Genomic DNA, 26,499 nt, shown 5'->3' on the forward strand with positions numbered 1-26,499 from the left:
CGATTCTCTGTGTTTGCCTGAGGATTTACGGCAATCCGGGCGGGCGTGGCGCGTGGCGGGCCGCCTCCGTAGGCTCCCAGGGGGAGGACAGGGGTGGCGGTGACACGGTGGAAGCCGGTCCGGTGGTGAGGATCGCGTACAAGCCCTGTACGTCCCGCCGGTGGGCGAGATGCCTGGGGTGCCTGGCCCGCCGGACGCTGTCCCGTCCCGGGCGTGCCGGGGGCGGGGGCGGGCACCGTGCGCCGGTCAGGCACACGGCTGAACGTCTTGTGACATGTCGTGGCAGGGCGGTTGGTCTGCCGCCGTTGGGGGGTGGGGCGGTTCTTGTTGCGGTCCCGGGCTTGAGGGCGAGGGTGCACGTCGGTGCGGGTGCGCCGGGCCCGTCGCGCCGCACGGGTGGGTTTTTCCTGCGGCGCGAACGGGCCACGTTGCCCTCCCGGGTCACTGCGATGCTGCGCACGCCGGTCGTCGAGTCGGTGCGGGTGTGCTGTTGGGCGAGCAGGCCGCGGGCGGCGATCCGCTCGGCCGCGGCGTGGTCGCGGTCGCACGACAGCCCGCACGCCGGGCAGTAGGCCCACTTCCAGCCGCGCTCGCCCAGCCGGTCAGGCGCCGGAACATGCCGCAGCATGCTGCCACCTTCACCGCAGCGCGGGCAGTAGCGGGAGGTGCCCCGGGCGGGCACCGTCACCACCGCGATGCCGTCCTTGGCGGCCAGATGCCGGATCGCCTCGAGCACCGCGCCGCGTACCTGCCCTGACAGCGCGGCGTTACTACGACGCACCCCCCGCGCCTCCAGTGTGGCCAAATCCTCCAAGTAGATCACGCCAGCGCCGAGCGCGGCCGCCTGGTCGACCGCCCACCGAGCCGCCGACCAGGCCAGCGCCTTGTTCAGGTGCCGGATCCGGGCACACACCCGCTCATGCTCGACCTGAAGCACCCGATGCGCGCGCTCCAGCGCCACACGACGAGCATTGTCAGCATCGGCCGGGTCCAGCCCGGCCACCAGCGCCGCGCAGTGGTCGCGTTTAACGGCCAGGTGCTCGCGCTGGCCGCGCAGTCTGTGTAGCTTGGCCGAGATCGCGGTGGCGTCGTAGCGCAGCGTGCGCCCGTCGGAAATCACCCTGCCGTCGCGGAGTCGGGCAATGGCCCCGGTGAGGAGGGTGTCCACACCCCAGTCCAGGCCGAGCGCCATGGTGTGGCCGATGGCCGGGGCGGCCGGGATCTGCGTCTGGAACGGCAGATCGATGCGCACCTTGCCAGCGGCGATGCGCACCGTGGGGGTGCATAGTGTGGCCTGGTCCGAGACAGTGGGCGGCAGCGTGAACGCGATGGCATGCCACGCCCAATCCTTGCGGGAGGCGGGCGAGGCGGTCAGCGGCAACTGCACTCGCAATACGGCACCGGAAACACCGGTGCCCATGTCGCCGGTGCGGGTCAGGATGACCAACTGCTTGTCGGCCGCCGCCAGCACCGCCTGGGCGGCGGCCTGAGGTGGTTCTTCCACGTCGGTGATGTCGACCGGCAACACACCGTCGCGCTGCAGCACGGCGCAGATCTGGCGTGTACGGTTACGGATCTCCGCCGCGCTGACCCCCACCGGCAGCGCCGCGCGCAACGCCTTCCATTCCACTTCGGTACGTCGCCGCGGGTTCTCCGGCCAGGTGGCCAGCATCGCCGCCACGACGTCCCGCCGGTGCAGCGCCGCCCGCAGCATTCGGGCCGCCTGCTCCTCGGAACACCGCCGCACCCGATCCGAGCTATATACCCCGCCGTCGGTCACTCCGGCGGCACACCCCCAGCCCAGCCTCCGGATCGCCATCCACCCTTTGGTCGGCAACGCCCGCCCATCCGGCCCGACACCGGCGGCGAGCAGATCCAGATCCCGCGCATTCCACCGCTCAGCAACGATCCCGACGGTCATGGCCTGCATCAGCGCAATCAGCCAGGCCACCCGCTCAGCCAGCACCCGCTCGGCCGCCACCTGCCCGGTCACCTCGACAACGGCCCGATGCGCGGTACAGGTCGCGGTCGCCACAATCGCCGCCATGCGCACCCACCCTTCCCCGGGACCCGAACCCTTCACAACATCGTGCACACGTGACGTTACAAACAGCCACCGACAGTTCCCGCCCACCCCACCACTTGAAAAACGTCGGCACCTAAGCGACTCAAGGGTGGCCGTAACACACGCCCAGGTTCACTCGGCTGATCAGGACAACGCTCTAATCCCGCTAGGTGCACACGTTCGTCTGCTGCGAGGCCGTGATGGTGCTCTGCTTCACGCTGTCGGGCAGCTCGGTCACCTTGACGGACTCGAAGTCCTCACCGACGACAAGCTGGATCACCGGGCCGCTCTTGGGCGCGGTCCCCGCGGCCGCGGTCGCCGGGACGTACGCCTGCGCGTTGGTCGCCGGCACCTTGCCCGCCGCCGGAGCCGGCTTGGGCAGGACCGCGCCGGCGAGCGTGTCGGCGTAGTCGGGCGCCGTCTCGATCGTCTTGGCGTAGTGGATCTCGCTCTTGGCCATGCTCTGGCCGTCCGCGGCCTCGTAGTTGCCCACGCCCACGACGTTGAAGCCCTGCTCGGCGAGCTGGTCGGCGACTTCCTTGGCCTTGCCCACGGTCTTGGTGCCGTTGAGCACCTGGACCTTCACCTGCTGCGGCTTGACGGTTTCCTTGGGCTTGGCGCTGGCGCTGGCGGACGGCGCCGGGACGGCGACCTCGGTGTCGGTCTTGACCGAGGTGAACAGCTTGGTGGCGTCGGGCTCCTTCCACACCACGCGGGCCTCCGGGTTCTCGGGGTCGGGGACCCACGGGACCGTCGTGAACTGCACGCCCTTGGCCGTCAGCTGCTTGGCGCTCATCGCGATCTCGATGAGCCGCTCGGTGTCGTTGGCCAGGTCGGGGTCCATGGTGACGGACCCGGCCGCGGCGGCGATGAAGTCCCGCAGCTTGCCCACGTCGGTCATCAGATCGCTGCTGGTGGCCTTGGCGACGACCTTGCTCAGGAAGATCTGCTGGCGCTTGATGCGCTGGATGTCGCTGCCGTCTCCGTATTTGCGCAGGCGCACGTAACCGAGCGCCTTCTCGCCGTTGAGCAGGCTCTTGCCCGGCGGCAGGACCAGCTTGGACGCCTTGTCGTTGACGCCGGACTTGAGGCAGATCTCGATGCCGCCGAGCGCGTCGACGATGTTCTTGAAGCCGCTGAAGTCCACCTCGACGAAGTGGTTGATGCGGATGCCGGTGAGGGTCTCGATGGTGGACATCGTGCAGGCGATGCCGCCGGTGTTGTACGCCGCGTTGATCATGTCGCGGTGCGGCGCCATCTCCTGCTTGGTGGTCTCGTTCTTGCACCGGGGGATCTGCACCATCGAGTCGCGCGGGAAGCTGATCAGCCGTGCCTTGTCGCGGTTGGGCGAGATGTGCATCAGGATGATCGTGTCGGTGCGCTTGCCGCCCGCGTCAGCGGTCCTGGCCAGCTGCTGGCCGTATTTCGCGTTGCCCTCGCCCGCCCGGGTGTCGGAGCCGACGAGCAGCACGTTGAGCGCGCCCGTGTCCGGGGGACGCGGGTTGATGATGTCTTCCTTGACGCTCTTCTGGGTGATGTTGCCGAAGGCGTCCCGGTAAACGGTGTAGGCGGTCAGCGAGCCCGCGACCATGACCGACGTGACGCCGATGCTGATCCAGGCCAGCACTCGCATCTTGCCCTGGCCGCCCCCGCCGCCGCGGTGGCTACGCGACGGCCGGTCGTCGGGTGGCGGCGGTGGCGGGGCGGCCGCCGCGGCCCTGCGCGCCATCCTGCTGCCGGGCTGGGTGGGGGCGCCCCTGCGGTCCTGTGCCGGGTCGGCTACCGGCACGCTTCTGTACTCACTCATACGCCCCCTAGCCTCGTTCCTCGCGCTCGCGCGCCGGCTTGGTCGTTCCGCGCCACGAGACTAGGTCAGGTTCGGCGTGTCCGGTGTGACGACCGCCGGAAACGGCCGTGACCCGGGCGTGATGTTTCCGCGGGCAAGCATACTCAGAGCCGGACATGAGGTGGAATATCATTCGCTGAACTCTTTCTGGCTTCCTGACTGATTTCGCAGGTCAGGCCTGATGCACAGGGCCGCGGCAAGACAGGCCAGAGGTACGGCCGGCAACACATAGCGATAGTCGAACTCCGCCGCGGCGGCCGGTGTGATCAGCAACACAATGGCCACCGACCACGGCACCGGCCAGGACGGAGCTCCCGCGAGGCGCCCTGCCTTTCGCCTGCGCCGGAGCTCGGCGATGGCCGCTATGGGAGGCACCAGGAGGACCCCCAGGAGCAGCGGGCCGGGCAGCCGCACCATGCTCTGGTAGGCCCTCAGCCATCCGGCATAGGGCTCGACGATCTCCGTGCCGATCGCACCTTGCTCATAGAGCTTGGCATACTCGGCGCCGACCTGCGCGGGATAGCGCCCAGGTGGTCCCGGTGGCGTCACGGGAAACTGGTAATAAGCGTAGATCTCCTGGTCCGGATAGACCGGGCGGTCCCACCGGAACGTGCGGCCGAGCTCGGTCAGCACGGAGGCGGCGTAGTCGAGCGGCTGCTTGACGATCGCCAGGGTCGCGAACCTGGCCGCCAGGTCGTCGGTCTCCTTCGTGAACGTGATGCCCGGCAGCCGCACCAGAGGCGCGTCCTTGGCCCAGATGTACTCCTGGGACGGCGGACGCTGCTCGGGCGGGCGCGGGTCGCACAGGACCTTCAGGTCCGGAGGCGGGTCCATCCTTGCGCAGTCGGCGAACGACATCGTCCTGGCGTACAGGAAGGCGCCGTTCGCGCCGATGAGGCCGACCCGCTGGTAGGTGGCGTAGAACCAGGCGCCGTAGGCGACGAGCGGCACCAGGGCGGCCGCCAGCAGCACCCCGGCGTGCCCCACCCGTCTGCGCAGCAGCACCCCGGTGTGCCCCACCCGTCTGCGCAGCAGGAACCAGGCGGCGAACACCGCGATGAGCGGCTGGCCGACGGTCCTGGTCAGCGTGGCGGCGGCCAGCAGCAGCCCGATGGCGGCGACCGTGCTCGTCCGGCGCGTCGTGCACAGCGCCACGGCGGACACGACCAGGAACATGAACAAGGTGTCGGACACCAGCAGGTGCTCCAGCTCGACCTGGTAGGCGTCGAGCAGCACGGGCACCGTGGCCAGCGTCGCCGCCCACCGGGGAGCCTTTCTGGCAACCCGGTAGATGAGCACGCCGGTGGCCAGACCGAGCAGATGCTGGACCGCCGCCACCGCGGCGAAGGAATGGAACGGCTCCAGCAGCTTGATGAACATCGAGTAGCCGGCCGGGCGCACCAGGTCGGGGCGCGGCTTGAAGACGGTGACGATGTAGGTGTAGGTGTCGGGGAACCACAGGGCCGGGCGGTAGCCCAGCATGGCCAGGGCGCGCAGCAGCGTGCCGAGGGTGAGCACCACGAGGAACCACCGGTGCCGCCGGGCCACACCGGCCCACCGGCCGCTCAGCGCGGGCTCGGCCGCGCGAACCGCCGACGTCACCCGCCCATCCTCCTGCTTGTCCGGCACGTCGCGTACGCTACCGGCCGTCACACGACACCCGCGCCATGAGCGGCCGCCGTGTGATGGCGCACACGTGCACTGGGTACGCTCGCTCTCCGATGGAACTCGATCGATCCGGCCGGGTGCTCGCCGCGCTCTCGGTGGCGCCCGCGCTCGCCGTGGCGGGCTGGCTGCTGGCCGGGCTGCCGCTGCTACTGCTCGGCCGGTTCGCGCCGCTGCCCACGCTGCTGCTCGGCGTGCCCGCCGCCGCCCTGCTGTGCTGGGCGGGGACGCGACAGGCCGGCAAGGTGGTCGAGGCCACGGTCTGGCAGGTCGCCGGCGTGGTGGCGGTCGCGGCGGCGTCGGCCGTGTTCAACGGGTTCATGCACAGCGAGCAGTTGATCGTCAGGCGCGACCCGGCCACCTATGCGCAGTACGCCGCCTGGATCGCCGGCCACGGCGCGCTGCCCATATCCGTCCAGCCGGAGGCGTTCGGCGGGGCCGATCCTTGGCTGCTCTTCGAAGGCGTCGGGTTCTACGACGTGGACGGAGGGGTGGCGCCGCAGTTCATGCCGGGAGCGCCGATGATGTTCGCGCTCGGCCACTGGCTCGGCGTGCCGTTCGCGGTGCCGGCCGTGCTGGGCGGGCTGGCCGTGCTCACGGTGGCCGGAGTGGTGGCGCGGCTGGCCGGGGCCCGATGGGCGGTGCTCGCGGCACTGACCTTCGTGGTGAGCATGCCCATCCTCTACACCTCGCGGACCACGTTCAGCGAGATCCCGTCGCTGATCCTGCTGTTCGGCGGGCTGGCACTGGCGCACGACGCGCTCGGGCGGCCCGGCTGGGGCCGGGGGCTGCTGGCGGGGCTGGTGTTCGGGCTGGCCGTGCTGGTCAGGGTCGACGGGCTGCGGGACGTGCTACCGGTGCTCGCGTTCGCGGGGTTGCTGATCGCGATGCGGCGCTCGCGCCCCGCGGGCTCCGCCAGGCCGTATGGGGCGCTGGGGCTGCCACTGGCGGCCGGGCTGGTGGCCGGTGCCGGGCTCGGGATGTTGGCGGCGTACCTGCTCGCCAGGCCCTACTTGTCGTACCTGTCCGGCTCGGTCAGGCCGCTGCTGTTCATCTGCGGCGGGGTCCTCCTGCTCACCTTGGCCGGCACCGCCGCCGCGCCGATGCTGTCCAGGATCCGGCTGCCCAGGTGGGCGCCCGCGGTGGGGGCCGGGCTGGTGGTGCTGCTCATGGCCGCCCTGTACGTGCGCCCGTGGCTGCAGACCGTCACCCGCGACCCGGTCACGCCGGAAGATCAGCGCACGTTCGCGATGATCGAGTCGATCCAGCGGGCCAACGGCATGCCCGTGGACGGCCGGCTGCTCTACTTCGAAAACTCCCTGCACTGGGTGATCTGGTACGTCGGCCTCCCTGTGGTGGTGCTGGCCACGATCGCGGCGGCCGTGCTCGTCCGCAGGCTGCTGCGTGACGGCACGCCCTTCGACTGGCTGCTGCCGCTCGCGGTCATCGGCTGGACCACCGTGACCACGCTGCTCCGCCCCGAGATCACCCCCGACCACCCGTGGGCGGCCCGCCGCCTGGTCCCCATCGTGATCCCGGGGTTGATCCTGCTCGCCGCGTACGCGCTGAGCCGCCTGTGCACCAGGCGCTGGTGGGTCACGGCGGCGGCCGTCCTGGTCGTGCTCGTGCCGCCCGCCGTGACCTCGATCGGCACCGCGTTCACTCCGGTCGAGCGGGGGGAGGCGGCGGCCGTCGCGGCGATGTGTGCCAAGCTCCCGCCTGACGCGTCCGTGCTGGTCGTGGAGAGGGTCACCGGCGACCGGTTCACCCAGCTCGTCCGCGGGATGTGCGACCGCCCGGCCGCGGAGGTGAAGCGGGCCGGGGCGGAGACGGCGCCCGAGGCCGAGGTGCGCCGCCTGATCGAGCGGGTTCGCGCGGCCGGCCGCGTCCCGGTCGTGCTGGCCGCCGCGCCCGGTCAGGTCGCGCCGTACGGCCCCGCAACGCACGTCATAGCCCTGGTCACCCGCCAGGACGAGCGCTCGCTCGTCGACGCGCCGAACGGCACGTGGGGGCTGGGGATAGACGTGTGGATGGCCGTGGCCCGGTGAAGAGATCGGCCTGATGTGGACCTGGCCTTAAGGTGGGCACAGTAACCTCGAGCCCCGTGAGCACGCCTGAGACCCCCAAGAGTGGACCCGCCGTGGAAGAAGCGCCCTACGTCACCATCGTCCTTCCCTGCTACAACGAGCAGGATCACGTCATCGACGAAGTCGAGCGCATCACGAAGGCCATGGACTCGAGCGGCTACACCTATGAGCTCCTGGCCATCGACGACTGTTCCACCGACTTGACGCTGGCCAGGCTGCAGGAGGCCGCGCCCAGCTACCCGCATCTGCGCGTGCGCGCCTTCCACCGCAACGGCGGTTCCGGCACCGTGCGGCGCATCGGGTCGCAGGACGCCAAGGGCCAGATCGTGGTCTGGACCGACGCCGACATGACCTACCCCAACGAGCGCATCCCCGAGCTGGTGCAGATCCTGGAGAAGGATCCGACGATCGACCAGGTGGTCGGCGCACGCACCACTGAGGAGGGCTCGCACAAGCTGCTGCGGGTGCCCGCCAAGTTCGTGATCCGCAAGGTCGCGGAGATGCTGGCCGGTCAGAAGATCCCCGACCTCAACTCGGGGTTGCGGGCCTTCCGCAAGTCGGTGGCCAAACCCTATCTGCGGCTGCTGCCTCCCGGGTTCTCGTGCGTGACGACGATCACGCTGTCGTTCCTGTCCAACCAGCACGACATCTACTACCTGCCGATCGACTACGCCAAGCGGGCCGGCACGTCGAAGTTCAGCTTCGTGTCCGACGCCTACCGCTACATCCTGCAGGTGCTGCGGATGATCATGTACTTCAACCCGCTCAAGGTGCTGATGCCGCCCGCTTTGTGGCTGGTCGGCATCGGGTTCGTGAAGGGTGTCTGGGACATGGTCCAGCACCCGTTCTATTTCCCGGCCAACACCGTCATGATCTTCCTGTCCGGGATGCTGATCGGGTCCGTGGCGTTGCTGGCCGACCTGATCGTGCGCTCGCGGGGAGAGTAGGCTCGTGCGGATCGCGATCGTCGGGCCGACCTATCCGTACAAGGGCGGCGGGGCGCAGCACACCACGGAGCTGGCGCACCGGCTGTCGGCGCTCGGGCACGATGTGATGATCGAGTCGTGGCGGGCGCAATATCCGTCGTTCCTCTACCCGGGACAGCAGACGATCTCCACCCCCGAGGGCACGCCCTATCCGGAGACCGTGCGCAGGCTCGACTGGCGGCGGCCGGACGGCTGGGTGGCGGCCGGGCGGCGGCTGCGGTCGGCCGACCTGGTGGTGCTGGCCGTGCTGAGCCCGGTGCAGGTCCCCGCGTACTTGGGGATTTTGTACGGGATTTCGCGAAAAGCCAGGACGATTGCCCTCTGTCATAACGTCCTGCCGCATGAGTCGAAGCCCTGCGACGAGCCGCTCATGAAGGCCCTGCTCAAGCGGGTCGACGGCGTGCTCGCCCACTCCGAGCAGCAGGCCGGGCTGGCCCGAGGGCTCACGGGCAAGCCGGTCAGCGTGGCGGCGCTGCCCCCGCACCTGCCGTCCACCATGGCCGAACGTTCCTCGCAGGTGCACCGCCGGTTGTTGTTCTTCGGCATGGTCCGCCCGTACAAGGGGTTGGACCTGCTGCTCAGGGCGTTGCCCGAGGGCGTCTCGCTGACGGTGGCAGGTGAGTTCTGGGGCGGGCTCGACGAGACGAAGGCGCTGATCGACGAGCTGGGCCTCGGGGAGCGGGTGGAGTTGCGGCCCGGCTACGTGGCCGCCGAGGACGTGCCCAAGCTGTTCGCCGCGGCAGACGCGCTCGTGCTGCCCTACCGGAGCGCGACCGCGAGCCAGAACGTCTGGCTCGCCCACGAGCACGGCGTCCCCGTGATCGCCACCCGGGTGGGGGCGCTGGCCGACCACGTCACCGACGGCGTGGACGGGCTGCTCGTCGAGCCCGGCGACGCCGGCGCGCTGCGGGAGACTCTTGAGCGGTTCTACGCCTCGGGGGAGCCCGAGAGGTTGCGGTCGGGGGTCAAGGCCGTCGATCCCGAGCCGTTCTGGGCCGCGTACGCGGGGACGCTCCTGGGCACCTGACGGCCGAGCAGGAAGGAAACGCCCGCCGCCGTCGCGTCCGCCAGCGTGAACGCCAGCCGCGACACGATCGCCACGGCCAGCGCCGGTGCGGTGCCGATGACCGGCCCGAGCACGAGCACCAGCGCGCCCTCCCTGATCCCGACGCCCGCCGGCACCACGACGGTGAGGATGCCGGTCGCCCAGGCGAACGCGTAGGCCCCGGTCGCGATGATGTAGAGGTCCGCGCGGCCGCTGAGCAGCCAGATGTGGATGCCGTAGGCGAACCAGCCGAGCGTGGTCCACGCCACCGCGACGACCACGGTCCGGCCGGGCAGCACGCTCTCCAGCGGCTCCTTGCGGGCGATGCGCAGCGCCAGGTTGAGGCCCCAGGTGAGCACCTTGGGGTGCAGGCACACGGCGATCACCGGCACGAGCAGCGCCAGGAACCAGGCCTGCCGCACCGCGTCCAGCGTCCACAGGGTGGCCGCCGCGATCGAGATCGCCACCCCGATGTTGATCACCAGGCCGAGCGAGATCGTCGCGAACGTGCGCCGCGGCGGGCTCCCATGGTCCCGGCCCAGGTCCATCATCGCCGCGTACGCCCACACCGCGCCCGGGATGTATTTGCCCAGCTGGCCCACGAACATGATCCGCCCGGCGATCCGCAGCGGCACCCGCGTGCCCAGCCCCGCCAGGATCTCCCGCCAGGCCACCAGCATGCAGAACTGGCCGACCAGCACCGCGAGGAAGGCCCCCAGCACCGCCCACGGAGACATCGCCGCCACGGCGGCGGTGGTCTCCTCCCAGTTGCGCGCCAGGCCGTAGCCGAGGAATCCGACCGCGATCAGGGCGAGGACGATGCGCAGCAGCCGACGGAGCATTGGCTCAGGGTATAGACCGTTGTGCTGATTTGCTATGTGACCTGGGTGAGGGTGTGTCGCGGATCCCCCGTGAGGCGTCTTCGTGTGCCGGGAAGCGCAGACGCTCCAAGTTCCCTGTGTAACCGGACATCCGGGGCGTCATGAAGAGACAGGAGTCGTGGAGCGGGATAGTCTGTTGCGGGTCGGCGACGCAGCGCGACACCGCATCGTAAGGTGGCATTCACGTCGTGTTGTCGTCGTGTTCCCCGGCCCCTAGCGAAGAGCGACGCTCGTGTCTGACACCAGATTCTCTCGACCGGCTGCATCCCCGCCGAGCCCGGCGGGTTCGGAAGAGGGAGGTGGGCCCGCCAATACGGGCGCGCGGTGGCCGCTGCCGGAGGAGGCCTTCTGGAGCGAGCAGACCGACCCGCACGGCGTCCTGCCGGACGACCAGCCGGGCCCTCGCGCCGCCACGTCGCCGGCCGGTCCGCGCGCCGTCACCGCCGCGCCCTCCAGGACGCCCACCACGGCTCCCGAGGTGCCCGTCGGGCCGCCAGGCGCGGATGGGGAGCGCATCGGGCATGGAGAGCGCATCGGGCGTGAAGAGCGCATCGGGCGTGAAGAGCGCGAGACCGCGACGGACGAGCGCTCCCGAGTGCATGGGGTCGCGACGGACGAGCGGCCGCTGACGCAGGCCGAGCCGACGCCGGAGGCCGAGCCGGGCAAGCGCAAGCGCGACCCGTTCCTCGACAACGTCAAGTTCGTCCTGATCGCGCTCGTGGTCGTCGGCCACTCGCTGGTGCCGACGCTGTCGGCCGACTCCTCCAGGGCCCTCTACATCTTCATCTACACCTTCCACATGCCGTTGTTCGTGCTGATCAGCGGCTACCTGTCCAGAAACTTCTGGAACTCCAACGCCAAGACCAACAAGCTGGTCGACACGTTCCTGGTCCCCTACGTCGTCGTCGAGGTCGGCTACGCCGCGCTCCGCTTCTCCCTGGGCCAGAAGTGGAGCCTGACGATCATCGACCCGGCGTGGCTCAACTGGTATCTGCTGGCGCTGCTGTTCTGGCGGTTGTCCACACCGGTGTGGAAGCGGATGAAATACCCCATCCCGGTGGCCATCGCGATCTACCTGTTCGCCGGGTTCTCACAGATCTCCGGCGATTTCAGTATGGACCGCTTCTTCGGCCTCCTGCCGTTCTTCGTGATCGGCCTCGTGCTGCAGCCCGAGCACTTCGAGCTGCTCAACCGGCGGTGGATCAAGATCGTGTCCGGGTTCACGGTCATCGGCGCGGCCGCGGTGGCGATCTACGTCGCGCCCCAGGCGCCGCTCGACCCGTTCTACTTCAAGCACAGCTTCCAGGACATGGACCTTTCCTGGTACATGGGGCTGGGCCTGCGCACCGGGCTTCTGGTGTGCTCGCTGGCCATGTGCTTCGCCGTCCTGGCGCTGGTGCCCAGGGGTGAGACGTGGTTCTCCGACCTCGGCACCCGCACGCTCTACTGCTACCTCCTGCACGGCATCCCGGTGCTGATCGCCAAGGAGATGGGCTGGCTGGAGTTCCCGTGGCTGCACGGGCCGCTCGGCGTGCTGGCGATCAGCTCCAGCTGCTTCGCCCTGGCGATCGTGTTGTGTCTGCCGGAGACCAGGACGGTCTTCAAGTGGGTGCTCGAGCCCCGCCTCGTCTGGCTCTATCGCCGTCCCTCTGGAAGTTAAGCGGCCGTTCCACCCGCATTAACGCCTTTGACCTGGTAGGCGCGGAGCATCGACACATGCGCGCATGTGTCGCCACAACCGTCCATCACCCCGAGGACGCCCGGATCATGCATAGGCAGATCAGGGCGTTGCTCGACGCGGGCCACGAGGTGACCTATGTGGCGCCGTTCACCTACTACAACGTGACCCCGGCCATGGGGGTCACCGCGGTGGACGTGGCCCGCTCGGCCTCGTTCGGCAAGGCACGGGCGGCGCTCAGACGCGGCGTCAGGGGCGCGGACTTGCTGATCGTCCATGACCACCGGCTGCTGAGCGCACTGCCGTACCGGCGTCCTCCGGTCGTGTGGGACATGCGCGAAGACGTCACGCCCAGGCAACTGGCCCGCGCCGAGCGGCGCCACCGGGTGATCACCTCCGCGGTGGTGCCCGAAGCGACCCTGGTGTCGCCCAGTCCTCCCCCTCCTGGCGACACCAGGGTCGTGCACCTCGGCCGCCTGTCGGTCGAGCGCGGCGTCAACGAGCTGATCGGTCTGGCCGAGCAGCTGGTGCCGCACGGCGTCCGGCTGGACCTCATGGGGTCCGCCGAGCGCGACGTGCGCCCGCTGCTGCGGGACGCGCAGCGGGTCGGCCTGCTCGACTGGTTCGGGTACGTGCCCAACCGGCACGCGCTGCGCATGGCCGAGGGCGCGCTGGCCGGCCTGTCGCTGGCCGACGGCACGGTACGCGAGGTGCCGACGAAGATCATGGACTACATGGGCCGCGGGCTGCCGGTGATCACCACGCCGCAGGGGGCCACGCTGGTGGAGGGCGCAGGCTGCGGACTGGTCGTGCCGCTGGACGTGGACGCCGTGCTGAACGCTGTCCTGGACCTGAAGGAGGACGCGGTGCGGCGGATCAGGCTGGGCGCCCAGGGCCACGCCGAGGCGCGTCTGCACCACCACTGGCCGGACCACGCGGCGGCCTTCGTGCGCCAGGCCGAGTCGTGGGCGGGCAAGCCCGCCACGCACGCTCTGGCGGTGTAGTCATGGTAAGCCGGGCCCGAGGTTGATGTACTGGGACCATGGCATCTCATCTGATCCAGGGCCGGACGGTGGACATGCCTGTCCGGGTGAGGGACGCGGAGATCTGCAGTGCCTTCTACCCGGTGCGTGCCGACGCCGCCCGGGCGGTCATCGCGTACTCCGGGCTCGACGTGGCTGAGGCGCTGCCCGGCAAGGCCGTGTGCATGCTGCTGTTCGTCGACTACCGCGACGGGGACCTCGACACCTACCACGAGTTCGGGATGGCCTTCCTGGTCCGCCCTCCGGGCGGCTCGGGGGCCAAGGGACTCGCCGATCTCCGGGAAGCGGGGATCTTCGTGCACTGGTTGCCCGTGGACCAGCGGTTCACGCTGGACGCGGGGCGCACGATCTGGGGGTTCCCGAAAGAGCTCGCGGACATCGAGTTGCGGCTCGGCTCGCCGTACAAACGGTGCATCCTGCGCAAGGACGACAGGCTCGTGCTGGACATGCTGATCAAGCCGGGGGTGCCGGTGCCGGGCGCCGCGGCGATGGCGCCGATGGACGCCTACACGCACCGGGATGGGGTCACGCGGCGCGTCCCCTGGTCCGTACGAGCCCGCGGCGCCAAGATGCGGCCCAGCGGCGCGCTGATCCGCCTGGGCAACCACCCCATCGCCAAGGAGTTGAGCGAGCTGGGTCTGCCCAAGCGGGCCATGTTCACCACGACGGTCTCGCGGGCGACGATGACGTTCGGCGCAGCCGTGGAGATCTGAGCCGGACGATCGGAGGGTGGCCGCGCCAGACGATCGCGAGGCGCCCGAGCCAGACTTTTGGGGACGGCCGAGCTAGACGATCGGGGGGCGGCCGAGCTTGACCATGCGCCAGGCCGTGCGCCAGGCCATCGGCCGCCGCTCGCCTGCCGGGCTGCGCAGACCCTCCATGAACCCGGCGAACCACGCCTTGAGCGCCGTCGACGACCCGCGTTCGCGGACGAGGGTGAGCGCCACCCAGTTGGTCAGGTAGAGCACCGCCAGCGGCCACGGCAGGTTGCGGCGGGCCAGCCAGACACGGTTGCGGGCGTTGAGCCGGTGGAAGTTGGCGTGCCGGGTCGGCGGGACCTGCGGGTGGTACATCACCGTCTCGGCGTCATATTCGATCCGGTAACCCTCGCCGAGCAGCCGCCAGGCCAGGTCGGTCTCCTCGTGGGCGTAGAAGAAACGCTCGGGCAGGCCGCCCACCTGCAGGAACGCCGAGCGCCTGACGGCCGAGGCGCCGCCGAGGAAGGTCGTGACCGGCGAGGAGCGCTGCGGGTCACCCGCACGCAGCCGGGGCACGTGCCGCCGCTGGCCGATGCCGCCGTCGGGGTCCATCACCCGAAAAGAGATCACCGCCAGGTCCGGCTCGGTGGCGAAGCGATCACGCACGTGCGCCACGACCTTCTGGCTGGCATACCAGCCGTCGTCGTCGAGAAACAACACGACGTCTCCCGAGCACTCCTCCACGCCGCGATTACGGCCGGCGGGGATGCCCGTGTTCTGGTCGAGCCGGATCGACTTCACGACCGCGGCGGACCCCTCGGGTGGCGTGGCCGACACCTCGGGCACGTCGGCGCCGTTGCCCACGATCACCACTTCGACGTCGCCGTCGATCTGGTTGAGCGCGGACTCGACCGCCCGGTTCAGCTCCGCGACCCGGTTGCCCATGGTGAGAATGACACACGAGATCTTCAAGAGATCACCAGGCGGTCGTGGCATGCTTTCATGATCACCGAGTCTGTTTCTGGGTACGGGTGAAGCTAAGCGTATCGGAACTGGGGATGAACCCCCACCGAACGGCGGACGTCCGATCAATACGACGGACAGCGCCCCTCTTCGGTTCCGATATGCCATCACGCCAGGCGCCTCGACGAGACGATGCTTACCAAATGCAGAACAACCTGTAGGCAAGCCGCTACGAAACACGCGGCGAGAAGAACCCGGGTGACCGTCAGGCCGCCGGCGAACTGGTCGACGATCGCGGCCGCCAGCGCGAGCAACGACAGCTCGATCGGCTGCATGATCCGGTGGAATTGCGTCGCCGACAGCACCCGCCGGCCCAGTGCCAGCAGCCCGGAGCGAAACTGCACCGCGGACGCCTCGGTGGCGGCCGGCAGGCCCCCCTTGGCCCGGGCCACCTCCACGAGGTCGGTCTCGGCCTTGATGAGGATGGCGCCGAGCGCGGCGGCGACGCCCAGCACCGTATACCAATCGGGCATGACGGCCGACGCCCGCCAGCCCAGCCCGACCAGCAACGCGGCCTCGGTGAAGTAGGCCCCGACGCGGTCCAGATAGACGCCGACCAGCGAGGTCTTCCCCGTCCAGCGGGCCAGCTCACCGTCGGAGCAGTCGAGCAGCAGGTAGACCTGCACGAGCAGTGCGGCGGCCACGACGGCCCACAGCCCCGGCAAGGCCAGCACGACACCGGCCGCGATCCCGGCGAACGTCATCAGCCAGGTGAGCTGGTTGGGCGTGACCGGCGTCTTGGTCATCAGCCAGGTGACGTAGATGGACAACCTGCGCATGTAGAGCACGCCTGCCCAGTGCTCGCCGTTCCTGCGATCGAGGTGGCCGGCGGGCTGGGCGACCCGCCGCAGCTCAGCGACCGAAGGCGTGGACATAGTCCCCCACCCGATCGCGGATCTCGTTGTCCTGCATGCGCAGGTGCTCCAGGATCGTGTAACGGCCGGGGCGGGTCGCCGGCGCCAGCGCGACGGCCTCGGCGAACTGCTCGTCGCTCAGCCCGATGTCGGCGGGGACGACCGGCAGCTCGTGCCGCCGCAGGCAGTCGACCACCTGCGTGACCCGGGCCTTGTCCTCCCTCAGGAAGAAGCAGAAGGCGGCACCGATGCCGGCGAGCTCGCCGTGGTTGGAGGTGCCGGGGAAGAGCTGATCCACGGCATGAAGGATCTCATGGTCTCCACCGCTCGCGGGCCGGGATGACCCCGCGATCACCATGGACATGCCGGACAGGATCAGGGATTCGGCCAGCACGGTCAGGAACGCGTCGGACTCGATGGAGTCGTCGCGGCCGATGAGCGCCTCGGCGGAGGTGCGGGCCATCGAGCAGGCCAGCCCGTCGATGGGCTCGCCCCGCTCGATGTTGCCGAGCTGCCAGTCCTCAATGGCCGACAGGTTGCTCACCACGTCGCCCACGCCCGCCCTGACCAGCGACTTCGGCGCGCTGTGCACGAAGTCGAGGTCCACCAGGATCGCCAGTGGCATCGGCACCCCGAAGGTGCCCTTGCCGCCCTCGTACACCAGGGAGGCGGTGGGCGAGCAGATGCCGTCGTGGGAGAGGTTGGTGGCCACCGCGACCATCGGGATGCCGGCCAGCGACGCGGCGTATTTGGTCGCGTCGATGGTCTTGCCGCCGCCGACGCCGACCACCACCTCGTAGGCGCCCTTGCGCAGGTCCGCGCCGAGCGTGACGGCCGCGTCGACCGACCCGTCGGCCACCCTGAACACCTCGGCCTCATCCAGCTGAGGCGCGATCAGGCTCTCGATGTGGTCGCCCTGGCCGGGGCCGACTGCCACGGCGACCCTGCCGGAGGTCGCCACGCGGCTATCGGCCAGCAGAGCGCCGAGCTCGGCCACGGCGCCACGTCTGACCTGCATGGTCAGCGGCGCCGGCAACATCCTCGCGAGAAGCGGCATGCCCGCCCCCTCAGTAGCGAACGGCTATGGTGCGGGCCTTGGCCAGGTCGTCGTGGTTGTCCACCTCGACCCAGTCGACCTCGCCGATGGGCGCGGCGTGGATCGTCTCACCGCGCTCGACCATCTCCTGGTAACCGTCCTCGTAGTAGAGCTGCGGGTCACGCTCGAACGTGGCCTTCAGCGCGTCGGCCAGCCGCTCTCCGGCACCCGGTCTGATCAGGGTGGCGCCGATGTATTCGCCGTAGGCCTCGGCCGGGTCCATCAGCTTGGTGATGCGCCGCAGCGAGCCGTCAGGCGAGAGCGTGACCTTCATCTCCTCGTCGGCGAGCTTCTTGACGTCGTCGACGGCCAGCAGGATGTCGCTGGTCTCGGGGGCGGACAGGAGCGTCTTCTCGACCGAGACCGGGTGCACGGTGTCGCCGTTGACCAGCAGTGCGCCCTGGGAGAAGTAGTCGCGGGCGCACCACAGGGAGTAGGCGTTGTTCCACTCCTCGGCCTTGTCGTTGTGCACCAGGGTGAGCTTGACGCCGTATTTCTTCTCGAAGGCGTCCTTGCGCTCGTGCACGGCCTGAGCGGCGTACCCGATGATGATCACGATCTCGCGCAGGTCCACCTCGGCCAGGTTGCGCAGCGAGATGTCCATGATCGTGGTTTCACCGTCGACCGGCACGAGCGCCTTGGGCAGCGTGTCGGTGTACGGCCGCAGGCGTCGTCCGGCCCCAGCGGCCAGCACCATTCCCAGCAACGTGCACTCCTCAGTCGAGCATGTCGAGCATGACGTACGTAGGCCCAAAGGTTAGTTCCCTTTGGGCCCTCCGCGGGTAATCCGGCGTTAGTCTTGCGTTCCCATATCGGTCGCTTCCACCCCAGATCGGGGTGCGGCCAGCAAGCAGGTCAAGCTCTCCCAGGCGAACAACGCCCACAGGTAGAGCGCGAGCACAAGGTAACCGAAGGTCAACGACCCCAGGAGAGCGACCAGCGAGACCGCCATCATCCGGCCGTCCCAGCCGAGCCCCAGCGTGGACAGCCACGACGGCGCGTAGATGTGCTGCCGCAGCCGATAGACCAGATCGTAGTGGTGGAACGCCAGCGCGCCGAGCAACAGGAAGATCAGCGCCGGGTTCAGCTGGTGGGCGAACCCGCACGCGGCCACGAACGTGTACTCGATCACCCGCAGCATCGGCGGAACGAGCCAGTCGAGCCTGCCGTCGTGCGGATGAGTGCTGCCGGGCCCGGCCAGCAGCAGCGTCACGGCCGGCGCGAACACCGCGAGCCCGTCGGTACCCGCGACACCGAGCACCAGCAGCACGCCGGTGACGAACGTGCCGGCGAGCACCGGCGGCAGCGGCGGCAGCTGCCCGGCCACGAGCAGGCCCATGGCACGGGAGAGCGGACCGTCGTCGCGGTAGGCCACGACAGTGCTGTTGGGTACGGGGGCCATGTGCACAGGACTCATCGCGCCGACCTCATCATCCGCCCGGCAAGTTGGTAGAGGGCCGCCACGCCGCCCCAGCAGAGCAGGGAGAGGAATGTCACCCTGGGGTTCCAGACGGCGGCGGTGACGGCGATCAGCGCGGTCCGCTCACCGATGGGCAGCACGATGATCTTCTTGATCCATCGGGTGGCTCTCCGGCGGTCCAGACGCTGGGCGAGCCTGAGCACGCCGGTCGCGTGCCGGGCGTCGGCCGACTCCTGCAGCGAGCGGGCCGGCCTGCCCCAGCTCGCGCCGACCCGGGCCGCGTCGGCGACCGCCCCGGCGTAGGCGAAGTCGATGGCGTGCCGGACAACCTGCAGGATCATCGCGGCCACAGCCAGATACCAGATGCCTGGGTCGGTGGAGCCGAAGGCCAGGCCGACGTAGACGATGTACTCCTTGACGCGGTCCGCCATGCCGTCCGCCCACGCGCCGAGCGGCGAGAACGTGCGGGTGTAGCGGGCCAGCTGACCGTCGAGGCAGTCGAGCGTGAACGACAGGTAGAACAGCAGCGCCCCGAGCAGCCGCCCGCCCTGGGTGCCCGCGGAGAACCACACGGCCGCCAGCAGGGCCAGGCCGACCGAGACGCCCGTCACGGTGTTGGGGGTGAGCTTGAGCTTGACGGCCGGCTTGATCAAATAGCGCGACCAGGTGGAGACGAAGTAGGTGGCGAAGAAGCCGTCGTCCTGCTTCACCGAGGTGTCCAGCCTGACCTTGGCCTCGTCCACCTCGGCCAGCGCCGCGACGGCGGTGTCGGCGGCGTGCTGGCCGGTCACCCGGTCGGCGTGCAGCGGCCCGATCCCGGCGGCCCGCACCGGCACGCCCGTCCTGACCAGCCCGACCAGCAGCAGGTCCACTGCCTCGACCGGGGTGACGGGGCCCAGCTTGCCGGCATCGGCCAGCTCGGCCAGCTCCTCGGCGATGTCCGCCAGCGTGCCCAGATCGGACTCGCCGGCCTGCAGCACGCCGCGAAACGTGGCGTTGGCCTCGGGGACGATGTGGAACGAGCTGCCCGCGGCGACGACCTTGCCACCCTCGACGCGTACGGGCGGCCGCATGGGCCCCGCGGTCGCGTCGTGGGAGATCAGTGCCCCGGTGGCGTGCGCGGGGTGCTCCAGCAGCAGCGCTAGCGCCTCGGTGTGGGCCACGAGGTCGGCGGGGAGCACGGCTACGGCGCCTGCCGAGATCCGGGCGATCTTGGCGACGCCCCTGAGGTCGGCTCCGAGTCCGCCGTCCGGGGTGACCACTTGGACCTCGTTCACGGGCAGCGTGGCGAGCTGGCCGGTGATCCGATCGACCAGCGTGCCGTCCGCGCAGGAGAGCCGGGCCGCCGGGGTCGTGGCGAGCAGCACGACCGACGTGGTCGTGCTCTCGCGGGTCGTGAACGAGTCGGGCAAAGCGCGGGTCTCCTCCCGGCCGGGGTGGAGCGCGTGGACTTGGGGGGTGCGTAGCCAGCGTAGCGACAGGTCAGGCCAATATCACGGAACAGCACCGTTACTCTGCCAGTATGGATTCAAGGTCGGTTGGGGTGCTTTTGGCGGGCGGTGTGGGGCAGAGGGTGGGATTGGCCACTCCCAAGCAACTCGCCGAGATCGCCGGAAAGACGATCATCGAGCACTCGATCGCCGTGTTCGAGGACGCGCCGGAGATCGATGAGATCGTGGTGCTGATGACGCCGGGCTACACCGACCGGGTCCGCGAGATCGTGGACAAGGGTGGCTACCGCAAGGTCACCAAGATCGTGGAGGGCGGCGCAAGCCGTACGGAGAGCACGTGGCGGGCCCTGCAGGCGCTGGGCACGCAGGAATGCAACGTGCTGCTGCACGACGCCGTGCGACCGCTCGTAGAGCCCCGGATCATCGCCGAATGCGTCAAGGCCTTGCGCACGCATCGGGCCGTCGACGTGGCCATCCCGAGCTCCGACACGGTTCTCGTGGCCGTGCCCGGGCCGGACGGCGAGGTCATCGGCGAGGTGCTGGACAGGTCGCGGCTGCGGCGCAGCCAGACGCCGCAGTGCTTCAAGCTGTCGGTGATCAGGCAAGCGTACGAGCGGGCGCTCGCCGACCCCGATTTCGGCAGCCGCCCGGCCACCGACGACTGCGGTGTGGTGCTGCGTTACCTGCCTGAGGTCCCGATCCACGTGGTGCCGGGCAGCGAGCACAACATCAAGATCACCCATCCCGCCGATCTGCGGATCGCCGAACTGCTCTTGCGGCTGGCCGCCGAGCGGCCAATGGCATAAGGGTCAAGTGCGCGAAAACCCCCGCGTTGTAGGCGTGTGGGGAGATGCCGCTTGACCTGATCCTTGTTACCGTGCGATCACATGAGGAAACTCATCGTGATCGCGGCGCTGCTCGTCTGCTACCCCGTGCTGCTGGTGTCGGCGCTCTGGCCGGCGCCGGTGCTGTTCGGCGTGGTGGCCGCGCTCTCCTACGCCGCCGAGTACGCCGCGCCGCGCGTCGCCAGGCGGCTGACCGACGTGCTCGGCAAGGTGCACCTGGGGATGACGCTGCGATTCGTGGCCAGGCAGACGGCGGCGCTGCTGCTGGTGGCGCGGACGGCCGGGCCGGATTCGCCGTGGTTCGTGGCGCTGGCGGCGGGGATGTTCGGGATTCACGGGGTGCGGGCCGTGCATACCGGGCTGGCGCTGCGGCTCAGGCTGATCCTCAGCAGGATGCCGGTCACCACCCGCAACCTGGATGTGTCGGCGCTGCGTATACCGAAGATGCCGCCGGGCTGGCTGGGTGACGCCCGCAGTGTGCGTTTCCTCTATCTGGACGTCCTGCCGGTGCTCGGGGCCGCGGCCGGCGCCGTCGCGGCGGCCTGTGGCGCGGCCCTGGCGCTCCTGGCCGGCGCCGTCGGCGCGCTCACGCTGTTCCCGTACGTGCGCCGGGCCCTGCCGCTCACCGACAAGGCCCGGGCCATCCAGGTCGTGAGCGAGCAGATCAGGGCCTACCATCCGGAGGTCATCCTCTACTTCTCCGGCGCCACCGCGGCCGCCTACCAGGCCAGGATGTGGCTGCCGACACTGGAGCGCATGGACCGGCGGGCCATCGTCGTGCTGCGCGAGCGCGGCATGGCCGCCCATCTGGAGCCCACGACGCTCCCGATGGTGTGCATCCCGTCCTCGGCCGACCTGATGAGCTTCCACGCGCTCTTCAGCGCCAAGCTCTGCCTGTACGTCTCCAACGTCGGCAGGAACGTCCACATGTTGCGCATCCCCACCCTGCGCAGCGCGTTCCTCAACCACGGGGACAGCGACAAGGAGGCGTCGTTCAACCCGTTCTCCCGGGTCTACGACGAGGTGTGGGTGGCCGGGCCGGCGGGACGCGACCGCTACCGCCGGGCCAAGGTGGGCGTCAGGGACGAGACCATCCACGAGGTCGGCCGGCCGCAACTGGAGGGCATCTCGACGGAGGGGCCCGGGCTGCCGTACCGGACCGTCCTGTACGCCCCCACCTGGGAAGGCTGGAACGACGACCTGTTCCACACGTCGCTGATCACCATGGGGCCGCGCATCGTCCGGGCGCTGCTCGAGCATGATCCGCCGCTCCGCGTGATCTACAAGCCGCACCCGCTCACCGGATACCGCGACAAGAGCGCCCTGCGCGCGCACCGGAAGATCGTCACCATGATCGAGGCGGTCGAGCTGGCCAAGTCGAAGGCCAGACACCCGTCGCGGGCGGCCGGGTCGACACCGCGGATCGCGCACATGGTCGTCACCGGCCGCGAGCCGCACCTGTACGACTGCTTCAACGAGTGCGATCTGCTGATCAGCGACATCTCCAGCGTCGTGGCCGACTTCCTGGCCAGCGAGAAGCCGTACGCCGTGACGAACGTCGCGGGCCTGCCCGAACGCGCCTTCCACGAGCGTTATCCGAGCACCGAGGCAGGCGTGCTGCTGGGCGAAGACCTGGCCGGGCTCGCGGAATTCCTCGACGGGGAGGACACGCTGGCCCGGGCCAGGATCAAGCTCAGGAGCTATCTGTTCGGGCCGGAATATCCCGACGCGCTGGCCCGCTTCAACGCGGCGGTCGAGCGGGTCATGACTTCGGCGGGCGGGCCAGCTTCTTCGGGCTCGTGAGGAAGCCCCATCCCCAGGAGCAGTGCATCGTGGCGTACACGATCGGCAACCGCAGCCGCGCCGCCGGCGACAGCCCGCCGCCGGTCACCACCGAGCCCGCCACGATGGCGAGCGCGTAGCCGCCGGGGATGACGAGCGCGAGCGGGAAGAACGGCGCGACGACCAGCCCCAGCAGCATGGCCAGCACCGCGGCGGGCGGCGCCAGATAGCGCAGGTTGATCGTGCCGTCATGGGTGCGCGCGACCACGCGCCGCCAGCGGCCGTAGTGGAAGTATTGCTTGGCCAGCGCCTTGACGTTGGGCCGCGGCCGGTAGGAGACCCGCATGCGCGGCTGGAACCAGACCAGGCCGCCGGTCTGGCGGATGCGGTGGTTCATCTCCCAGTCCTGGGCCCGCTGGAAGTGCTCGTCGTAGCCGCCCACCCGGTCGAGCGCCGAGCGGCGGAAGACGCCGAGGTAGACGGTGTCGGCGGGGCCCGGCGTGCCGCCCACATGGAACGCGGCCGCGCCCACGCCGATCTTGGACGTCATGGCACAGGCCACGGCCTGCTCGAAGGGTGTGACGCCCTCGGCCGCCATGATGCCGCCCACGTTGTCGGCGCCGGTCTCCGCCAGCGTCTCGACCGCGACGCGCAGGTAGTCGGGGGGCAACATGGCGTGCCCGTCGACCCTGGCGATGATGCCGTTGCGGGAGGCGGCGATCGCGGCGTTGAGCGCGTTGGGAGTGCGGCCCGTGGGGTTGGGCACCACGGTCACCCGGGGGTCGGCCGCGGCGATGGCCTCGGCGACCTCCTGAGTGCGGTCTTGGGACGGCCCCACGGCGAGCACGACCTCGATGGCGCCGGGGTAGCTCTGGGCGAGGACCTGGTCGACGGCCTCGCGGAGGTGCCGCTCCTCGTTGAGGACCGGCATGACGACGGAAATGGGGGGCCAGGCGCGCGTTTCCGCGGGCGCCTGCGGCGAGTCGGGGAACTGCTTCATGGCGGGGCTCACGCTACTGTACCGGCAGGGGAGGAGGGCAATCGAAAGCTCGATCCTCCGTGCGACATGAGGGGGACGGCATGCGCGGCTCGGGCGAGGAGGACGCCGGAGTTCTCGTGGGCGGCGACGCCTACGGCGGCGTCAGGCTCCCGCCCGGCCGTCCGCGCCGGCCGTTCAAGAGGAGCGCCAAGGCGCGCCGCAGGAATGTGATCGCGGCCGGGCTCCTGTCCACGGGCGTGCTCGTCACCACGGGCGTGGTGTGGGCGACCCCGCGCCAGATCGGCACCGTGGACGCGGGCGTGACCGCCCCCTCCCGCGGCGCCGAGAACATCCTGCTGGTCGGCGTGGACAAGCGCGACGACCTCACCCGTCAGCAGCAAAACCGGCTCAAGCTGGGCCGCGAGGCCGGCCAGCGCACCGACACCATGATGGTGATCCACCTGTCCGAGGATCATCGCCGGGTCACGGTGGTGAGCCTGCCCCGCGACACCTGGACGACGATCCCCGGCAAGGGCGACCACAAGATCAACTCTGCTTACCAGTTCGGCGGGCCCAAGCTCACCAAGCAGACCGTCGAGGCCGCCACCGGGCTGCAGATCAACCGCTACATCGAGGTCAACATCCTCGGCTTCATCGACGTCGTGGACTCGCTCGGCGGCGTCACGGTGTGCACGCCGGTGGCGATCAACGACCCGAAGACCGGGCTCAACCTGGCTGCGGGCACCCACCAGCTCGACGGCGTGCAGTCGCTCGGCTATGCCCGCACGCGGGCCACCGCCCGCTCCGACCTCGACCGCATCGACCGGCAGCAGCAGGTCATCTCGGCTCTGCTCAACCGGGCGCTGAGCGCCGGCACGCTGGCCAATCCGGGCAAGCTGGCCTCGTTCGTCAACTCGACGCTCAGCACGGTGAAGGTGGACCCGGACGACGGGTTGCTGGGCCTGGCCACGCAGCTCAGGGACGTGTCGCTGCAGGATGTGAAGTTCGCCGAGGTGCCGCTGACGAACGTCGACTTCAAGGCGCCCACGGGCGAGTCGGCGGTGTTGTGGGACAAGCAGGCGGCCCGCGACATGTTCGCCAAGATCAACGCCGACCAGGACCCGAGCAAGCCCACGCCTACGGCCTCTCCCTCGGCCTCAGCCAAGCCCTCCCCCATCGCGCCGGGGAGCATCTCGCTCAAGGTCAAGAACGGCACGCTCATCACGGGCCTCGGGGCCCGTACGAAGGCGGGGCTGGTCGCGTACGGCTTCAAGGTCCCGGGCGAGCCGGGCAACACCCCGAAGAAGGACTACAAGAAGACCGTCATCCGGTACGCCGCCGATCAGGAGGCCGCCGCTCGCATGGTGGCCGCCGCCATTCCGGGGGCGGAGTTGAAGAAGGCCGATGTCGAGGGCATCGAGGTCGTCGTCGGGAGCGATCGGCCGACCATTCGGAAACAGAAGGCTACTCCTGCCCCAACTGCTCAGCCGCGCGTTACAACTACGACGGAAACGGCAATGCAGAACATATGTAAGAAGTAATCATAACTTTGTGCATATTGGGCAGGTGAGGCCGGTGGTGGTCAGGCGTTGGCGGGAGGACCCCTGTACGGTTCTGCACGTCGTCGGTGATCTCGATGTGGCAGGTGCTCCTCGGTTGCGGGCCGAGTTAGAGCAGGCGATCGCCGAGGCCGATCCGCCCAACCTGGTCGTCGACCTGACCGAGGTGCCGTTCTGTGACTCCGTGGGCCTGGGCGTGCTGGTGGCCACGCTCAACCGCATCCATCACATTCGGGGCCGTATGATCCTGGTGCTGGGCCCCGGCATGATCCGGCACCTGCTGATGATCACTAACCTCGATCGGCATTTCGAGACCAGCGAATCGATCGGCGAGGCCCGCACGGCGCTCGGCAGCGCCGCCTGACGACCTGCCCCATCGACCTACCCCATCGACCCGCACCATCGACCCGCACCGCCGACCCATGCCGCCGACCCGCGCTGTCGACCCGCGCCGCCGAACACCGCGCGCTCATGCCGGTGGAGGCAGGCGCGCAGCGCGTCACCGCGACCACGGGCGTCGCCGATGTCCGCCCTCCCCAGGCCTTCCCCCTCCCACGTGCTGGATACTCGGAGATCGGCCGGGTGTTCCGTTATTACTGGAGGCAATCATGAGACTTGGCGTGATGTTCGACAGGGACCTGCCGCCCGAGCAACTGATCCCGTTCGCCAGGGCGCTGGACGAGACGACCGTCGACGACCTGTGGGTGGTGGAGGACCTGGGCTGGACCGGCGGCATCTCCTCGGCGGCCACCGCCCTCGCCGTCACCTCCCGCCTGCGCGTCGGCATCGGCATCGCCCCCGCTCCCCTGCGTAACCCGATGTTGCTGGCCATGGAGCTGGCCAACCTGGCCCGCGTACATCCCGGACGGCTGGCGGCGGGGATCGGGCACGGCGTACAGGACTGGATGCGCCAGGTGGGCGCCGCCCCGCCGTCGCCGCTCGCCCTCCTCGAGGAGACGGTCACGGCGGTCCGCGCGTTGCTGCGCGGCGAGACCGTCACCCTGCACGGCAAGTCCGTCCACCTGGACAGGGTGTCGCTGGTGCATCCGCCCGCTGTAGTGCCGCCCGTGCTGACCGGGGTGAAGAGCCCGCGCTCACTGGCGCTGTCGGGGCGCGTGGCTCAGGGGACGATCGTGCCCGAAGGCATCGGTCCCGCCCAGGTGCCGGGGATTCTGGAGCAGATCGGGGCCGCGGATGGCGCGGACCACGAGCTGGTGGTCTTCACGTTCCTGCATACCGAGGCTGACGGTTCGCAGGTCGCCCAACCCATGGTGGAGGGGCAGGCGTCGTTCCTGGGGGTGGCTCCGGAGGATGTGGTGATGGCTGACGGGTCGCCGGAGCGGGCGGCGGCGCAGGTCAAGAGTTTGTGGGCGGCGGGGGCGGACACGGTGGCGGTGCGGCCGCTCGGCTCCGACCCGTTGCGCCACGTCACGGCGCTGCTGTCGGCTTTGTAGCGGCCGGTCGACCAAATGGCCGATGGTGCTCGGTCGGATGGC

General features: G+C 69.8%; 22 protein-coding genes. 11 read left to right on the top strand and 11 right to left on the bottom strand.

What is annotated here, in order from left to right; translation table 11 throughout:
• Window positions 1-25 precede the first annotated feature (25 nt).
• The 3 genes from OHA25_RS58795 to OHA25_RS58805 form a co-directional block, all read right to left on the bottom strand.
• Entirely contained in the window at window positions 26-2,047 is a 2,022-nt protein-coding gene (locus OHA25_RS58795; protein ID WP_327585432.1) for a transposase, read from the bottom strand.
• Between the two features lie 184 nt (window positions 2,048-2,231).
• Window positions 2,232-3,872: an LCP family protein gene (locus tag OHA25_RS58800; RefSeq protein WP_327585433.1), complete on the bottom strand. Its 1,641-nt coding sequence runs from the start codon at window positions 3,870-3,872 to the stop codon at window positions 2,232-2,234.
• Window positions 3,873-4,040: 168 nt separating this feature from the next.
• Window positions 4,041-5,540, bottom strand: a complete 1,500-nt coding sequence (locus OHA25_RS58805) for a hypothetical protein (RefSeq protein WP_327585434.1) — start codon at window positions 5,538-5,540, stop codon at window positions 4,041-4,043.
• Window positions 5,541-5,632: 92 nt separating this feature from the next.
• On the opposite strand from OHA25_RS58805, the gene OHA25_RS58810 reads away from it, so the two are divergent.
• From OHA25_RS58810 to OHA25_RS58820, 3 genes are read left to right on the top strand one after another with little or no spacing between them, the layout of a single operon-like run.
• On the top strand, window positions 5,633-7,624 hold the full coding sequence (locus OHA25_RS58810; protein ID WP_327585435.1) for a glycosyltransferase family 39 protein: 1,992 nt from the start codon (window positions 5,633-5,635) through the stop codon (window positions 7,622-7,624).
• Window positions 7,625-7,680: 56 nt separating this feature from the next.
• Complete coding sequence (locus tag OHA25_RS58815; RefSeq protein ID WP_327585436.1) at window positions 7,681-8,610, top strand: glycosyltransferase family 2 protein; 930 nt, start codon at window positions 7,681-7,683, stop codon at window positions 8,608-8,610.
• Between the two features lie 4 nt (window positions 8,611-8,614).
• Entirely contained in the window at window positions 8,615-9,676 is a 1,062-nt protein-coding gene (locus OHA25_RS58820; protein ID WP_327585437.1) for a glycosyltransferase family 4 protein, read from the top strand.
• Here the strand turns inward: OHA25_RS58820 and OHA25_RS58825 are convergent.
• On the bottom strand, window positions 9,577-10,536 hold the full coding sequence (locus tag OHA25_RS58825) for a lysylphosphatidylglycerol synthase transmembrane domain-containing protein (protein ID WP_327585438.1): 960 nt from the start codon (window positions 10,534-10,536) through the stop codon (window positions 9,577-9,579). The two genes, OHA25_RS58820 and OHA25_RS58825, sit on opposite strands and share 100 nt — an antisense overlap.
• A 271-nt stretch (window positions 10,537-10,807) precedes the next feature.
• Here OHA25_RS58825 and OHA25_RS58830 point away from each other — a divergent pair, with 271 nt between their 5' ends.
• Genes OHA25_RS58830 through OHA25_RS58840 form a run of 3 tightly spaced genes read left to right on the top strand, consistent with a single transcriptional unit; the run spans window position 10,808 to window position 14,009 of the window.
• Window positions 10,808-12,235, top strand: coding sequence for an acyltransferase family protein (locus OHA25_RS58830; RefSeq protein ID WP_327585439.1), 1,428 nt, complete (start codon window positions 10,808-10,810; stop codon window positions 12,233-12,235).
• Between the two features lie 56 nt (window positions 12,236-12,291).
• The gene (locus OHA25_RS58835) at window positions 12,292-13,257 is read left to right on the top strand and encodes a glycosyltransferase (RefSeq protein WP_327585440.1); all 966 of its coding nucleotides are present in this window, start codon (window positions 12,292-12,294) and stop codon (window positions 13,255-13,257) included.
• Between the two features lie 38 nt (window positions 13,258-13,295).
• Complete coding sequence (locus OHA25_RS58840) at window positions 13,296-14,009, top strand: acetoacetate decarboxylase family protein (RefSeq protein ID WP_327585441.1); 714 nt, start codon at window positions 13,296-13,298, stop codon at window positions 14,007-14,009.
• A gap of 72 nt (window positions 14,010-14,081) precedes the next feature.
• On the opposite strand, the gene OHA25_RS58845 is transcribed toward OHA25_RS58840, so the two are convergent.
• From OHA25_RS58845 to OHA25_RS58870, 6 genes are all read right to left on the bottom strand, one after another.
• A complete protein-coding gene (locus OHA25_RS58845) occupies window positions 14,082-14,966 on the bottom strand; it encodes a glycosyltransferase family 2 protein (RefSeq protein WP_305920314.1) in 885 nt (294 codons plus the stop codon).
• A gap of 158 nt (window positions 14,967-15,124) precedes the next feature.
• On the bottom strand, window positions 15,125-15,892 hold the full coding sequence (locus tag OHA25_RS58850; RefSeq protein WP_327585442.1) for a CDP-alcohol phosphatidyltransferase family protein: 768 nt from the start codon (window positions 15,890-15,892) through the stop codon (window positions 15,125-15,127).
• Window positions 15,870-16,910 (bottom strand): iron-containing alcohol dehydrogenase family protein, encoded by a 1,041-nt coding sequence (locus OHA25_RS58855; protein ID WP_327591209.1) that lies wholly within the window; start codon window positions 16,908-16,910, stop codon window positions 15,870-15,872. Before OHA25_RS58855 ends, OHA25_RS58850 begins: the two co-directional genes overlap by 23 nt.
• A 28-nt stretch (window positions 16,911-16,938) precedes the next feature.
• Entirely contained in the window at window positions 16,939-17,673 is a 735-nt protein-coding gene (locus OHA25_RS58860; protein WP_327585443.1) for a phosphocholine cytidylyltransferase family protein, read from the bottom strand.
• Window positions 17,674-17,760: 87 nt separating this feature from the next.
• Entirely contained in the window at window positions 17,761-18,384 is a 624-nt protein-coding gene (locus tag OHA25_RS58865; RefSeq protein ID WP_327585444.1) for a DUF5941 domain-containing protein, read from the bottom strand.
• The gene (locus OHA25_RS58870; protein WP_327585445.1) at window positions 18,381-19,799 is read right to left on the bottom strand and encodes a CDP-alcohol phosphatidyltransferase family protein; all 1,419 of its coding nucleotides are present in this window, start codon (window positions 19,797-19,799) and stop codon (window positions 18,381-18,383) included. The genes OHA25_RS58865 and OHA25_RS58870 overlap by 4 nt, the downstream gene beginning before the upstream one ends.
• Window positions 19,800-19,909: 110 nt before the next feature.
• Here OHA25_RS58870 and OHA25_RS58875 point away from each other — a divergent pair, with 110 nt between their 5' ends.
• Entirely contained in the window at window positions 19,910-20,644 is a 735-nt protein-coding gene (locus OHA25_RS58875; RefSeq protein WP_327585446.1) for an IspD/TarI family cytidylyltransferase, read from the top strand.
• 81 nt (window positions 20,645-20,725) lie between these two features.
• Entirely contained in the window at window positions 20,726-22,486 is a 1,761-nt protein-coding gene (locus tag OHA25_RS58880) for a CDP-glycerol glycerophosphotransferase family protein (RefSeq protein ID WP_327585447.1), read from the top strand.
• Here OHA25_RS58880 and OHA25_RS58885 read toward each other — a convergent pair.
• Window positions 22,446-23,465, bottom strand: a complete 1,020-nt coding sequence (locus OHA25_RS58885) for a glycosyltransferase family 2 protein (RefSeq protein WP_327591210.1) — start codon at window positions 23,463-23,465, stop codon at window positions 22,446-22,448. The two genes, OHA25_RS58880 and OHA25_RS58885, sit on opposite strands and share 41 nt — an antisense overlap.
• 80 nt (window positions 23,466-23,545) lie before the next feature.
• Here OHA25_RS58885 and OHA25_RS58890 point away from each other — a divergent pair, with 80 nt between their 5' ends.
• The 3 genes from OHA25_RS58890 to OHA25_RS58900 all read left to right on the top strand — a co-directional run bounded on the left by OHA25_RS58890 (window position 23,546) and on the right by OHA25_RS58900 (window position 26,457).
• Entirely contained in the window at window positions 23,546-24,985 is a 1,440-nt protein-coding gene (locus OHA25_RS58890; RefSeq protein WP_327585448.1) for an LCP family protein, read from the top strand.
• A gap of 37 nt (window positions 24,986-25,022) precedes the next feature.
• Window positions 25,023-25,367 carry an STAS domain-containing protein gene (locus OHA25_RS58895; protein WP_327591211.1) on the top strand — a complete coding sequence of 115 codons (345 nt, stop codon included), beginning with the start codon at window positions 25,023-25,025 and terminating at the stop codon, window positions 25,365-25,367.
• Between the two features lie 244 nt (window positions 25,368-25,611).
• Window positions 25,612-26,457: an LLM class flavin-dependent oxidoreductase gene (locus tag OHA25_RS58900; protein ID WP_327585449.1), complete on the top strand. Its 846-nt coding sequence runs from the start codon at window positions 25,612-25,614 to the stop codon at window positions 26,455-26,457.
• The last annotated feature ends 42 nt before the right edge of the window (window positions 26,458-26,499 follow it).

The organism is Nonomuraea sp. NBC_00507, from assembly GCF_036013525.1.
GTDB lineage: Bacteria > Actinomycetota > Actinomycetes > Streptosporangiales > Streptosporangiaceae > Nonomuraea.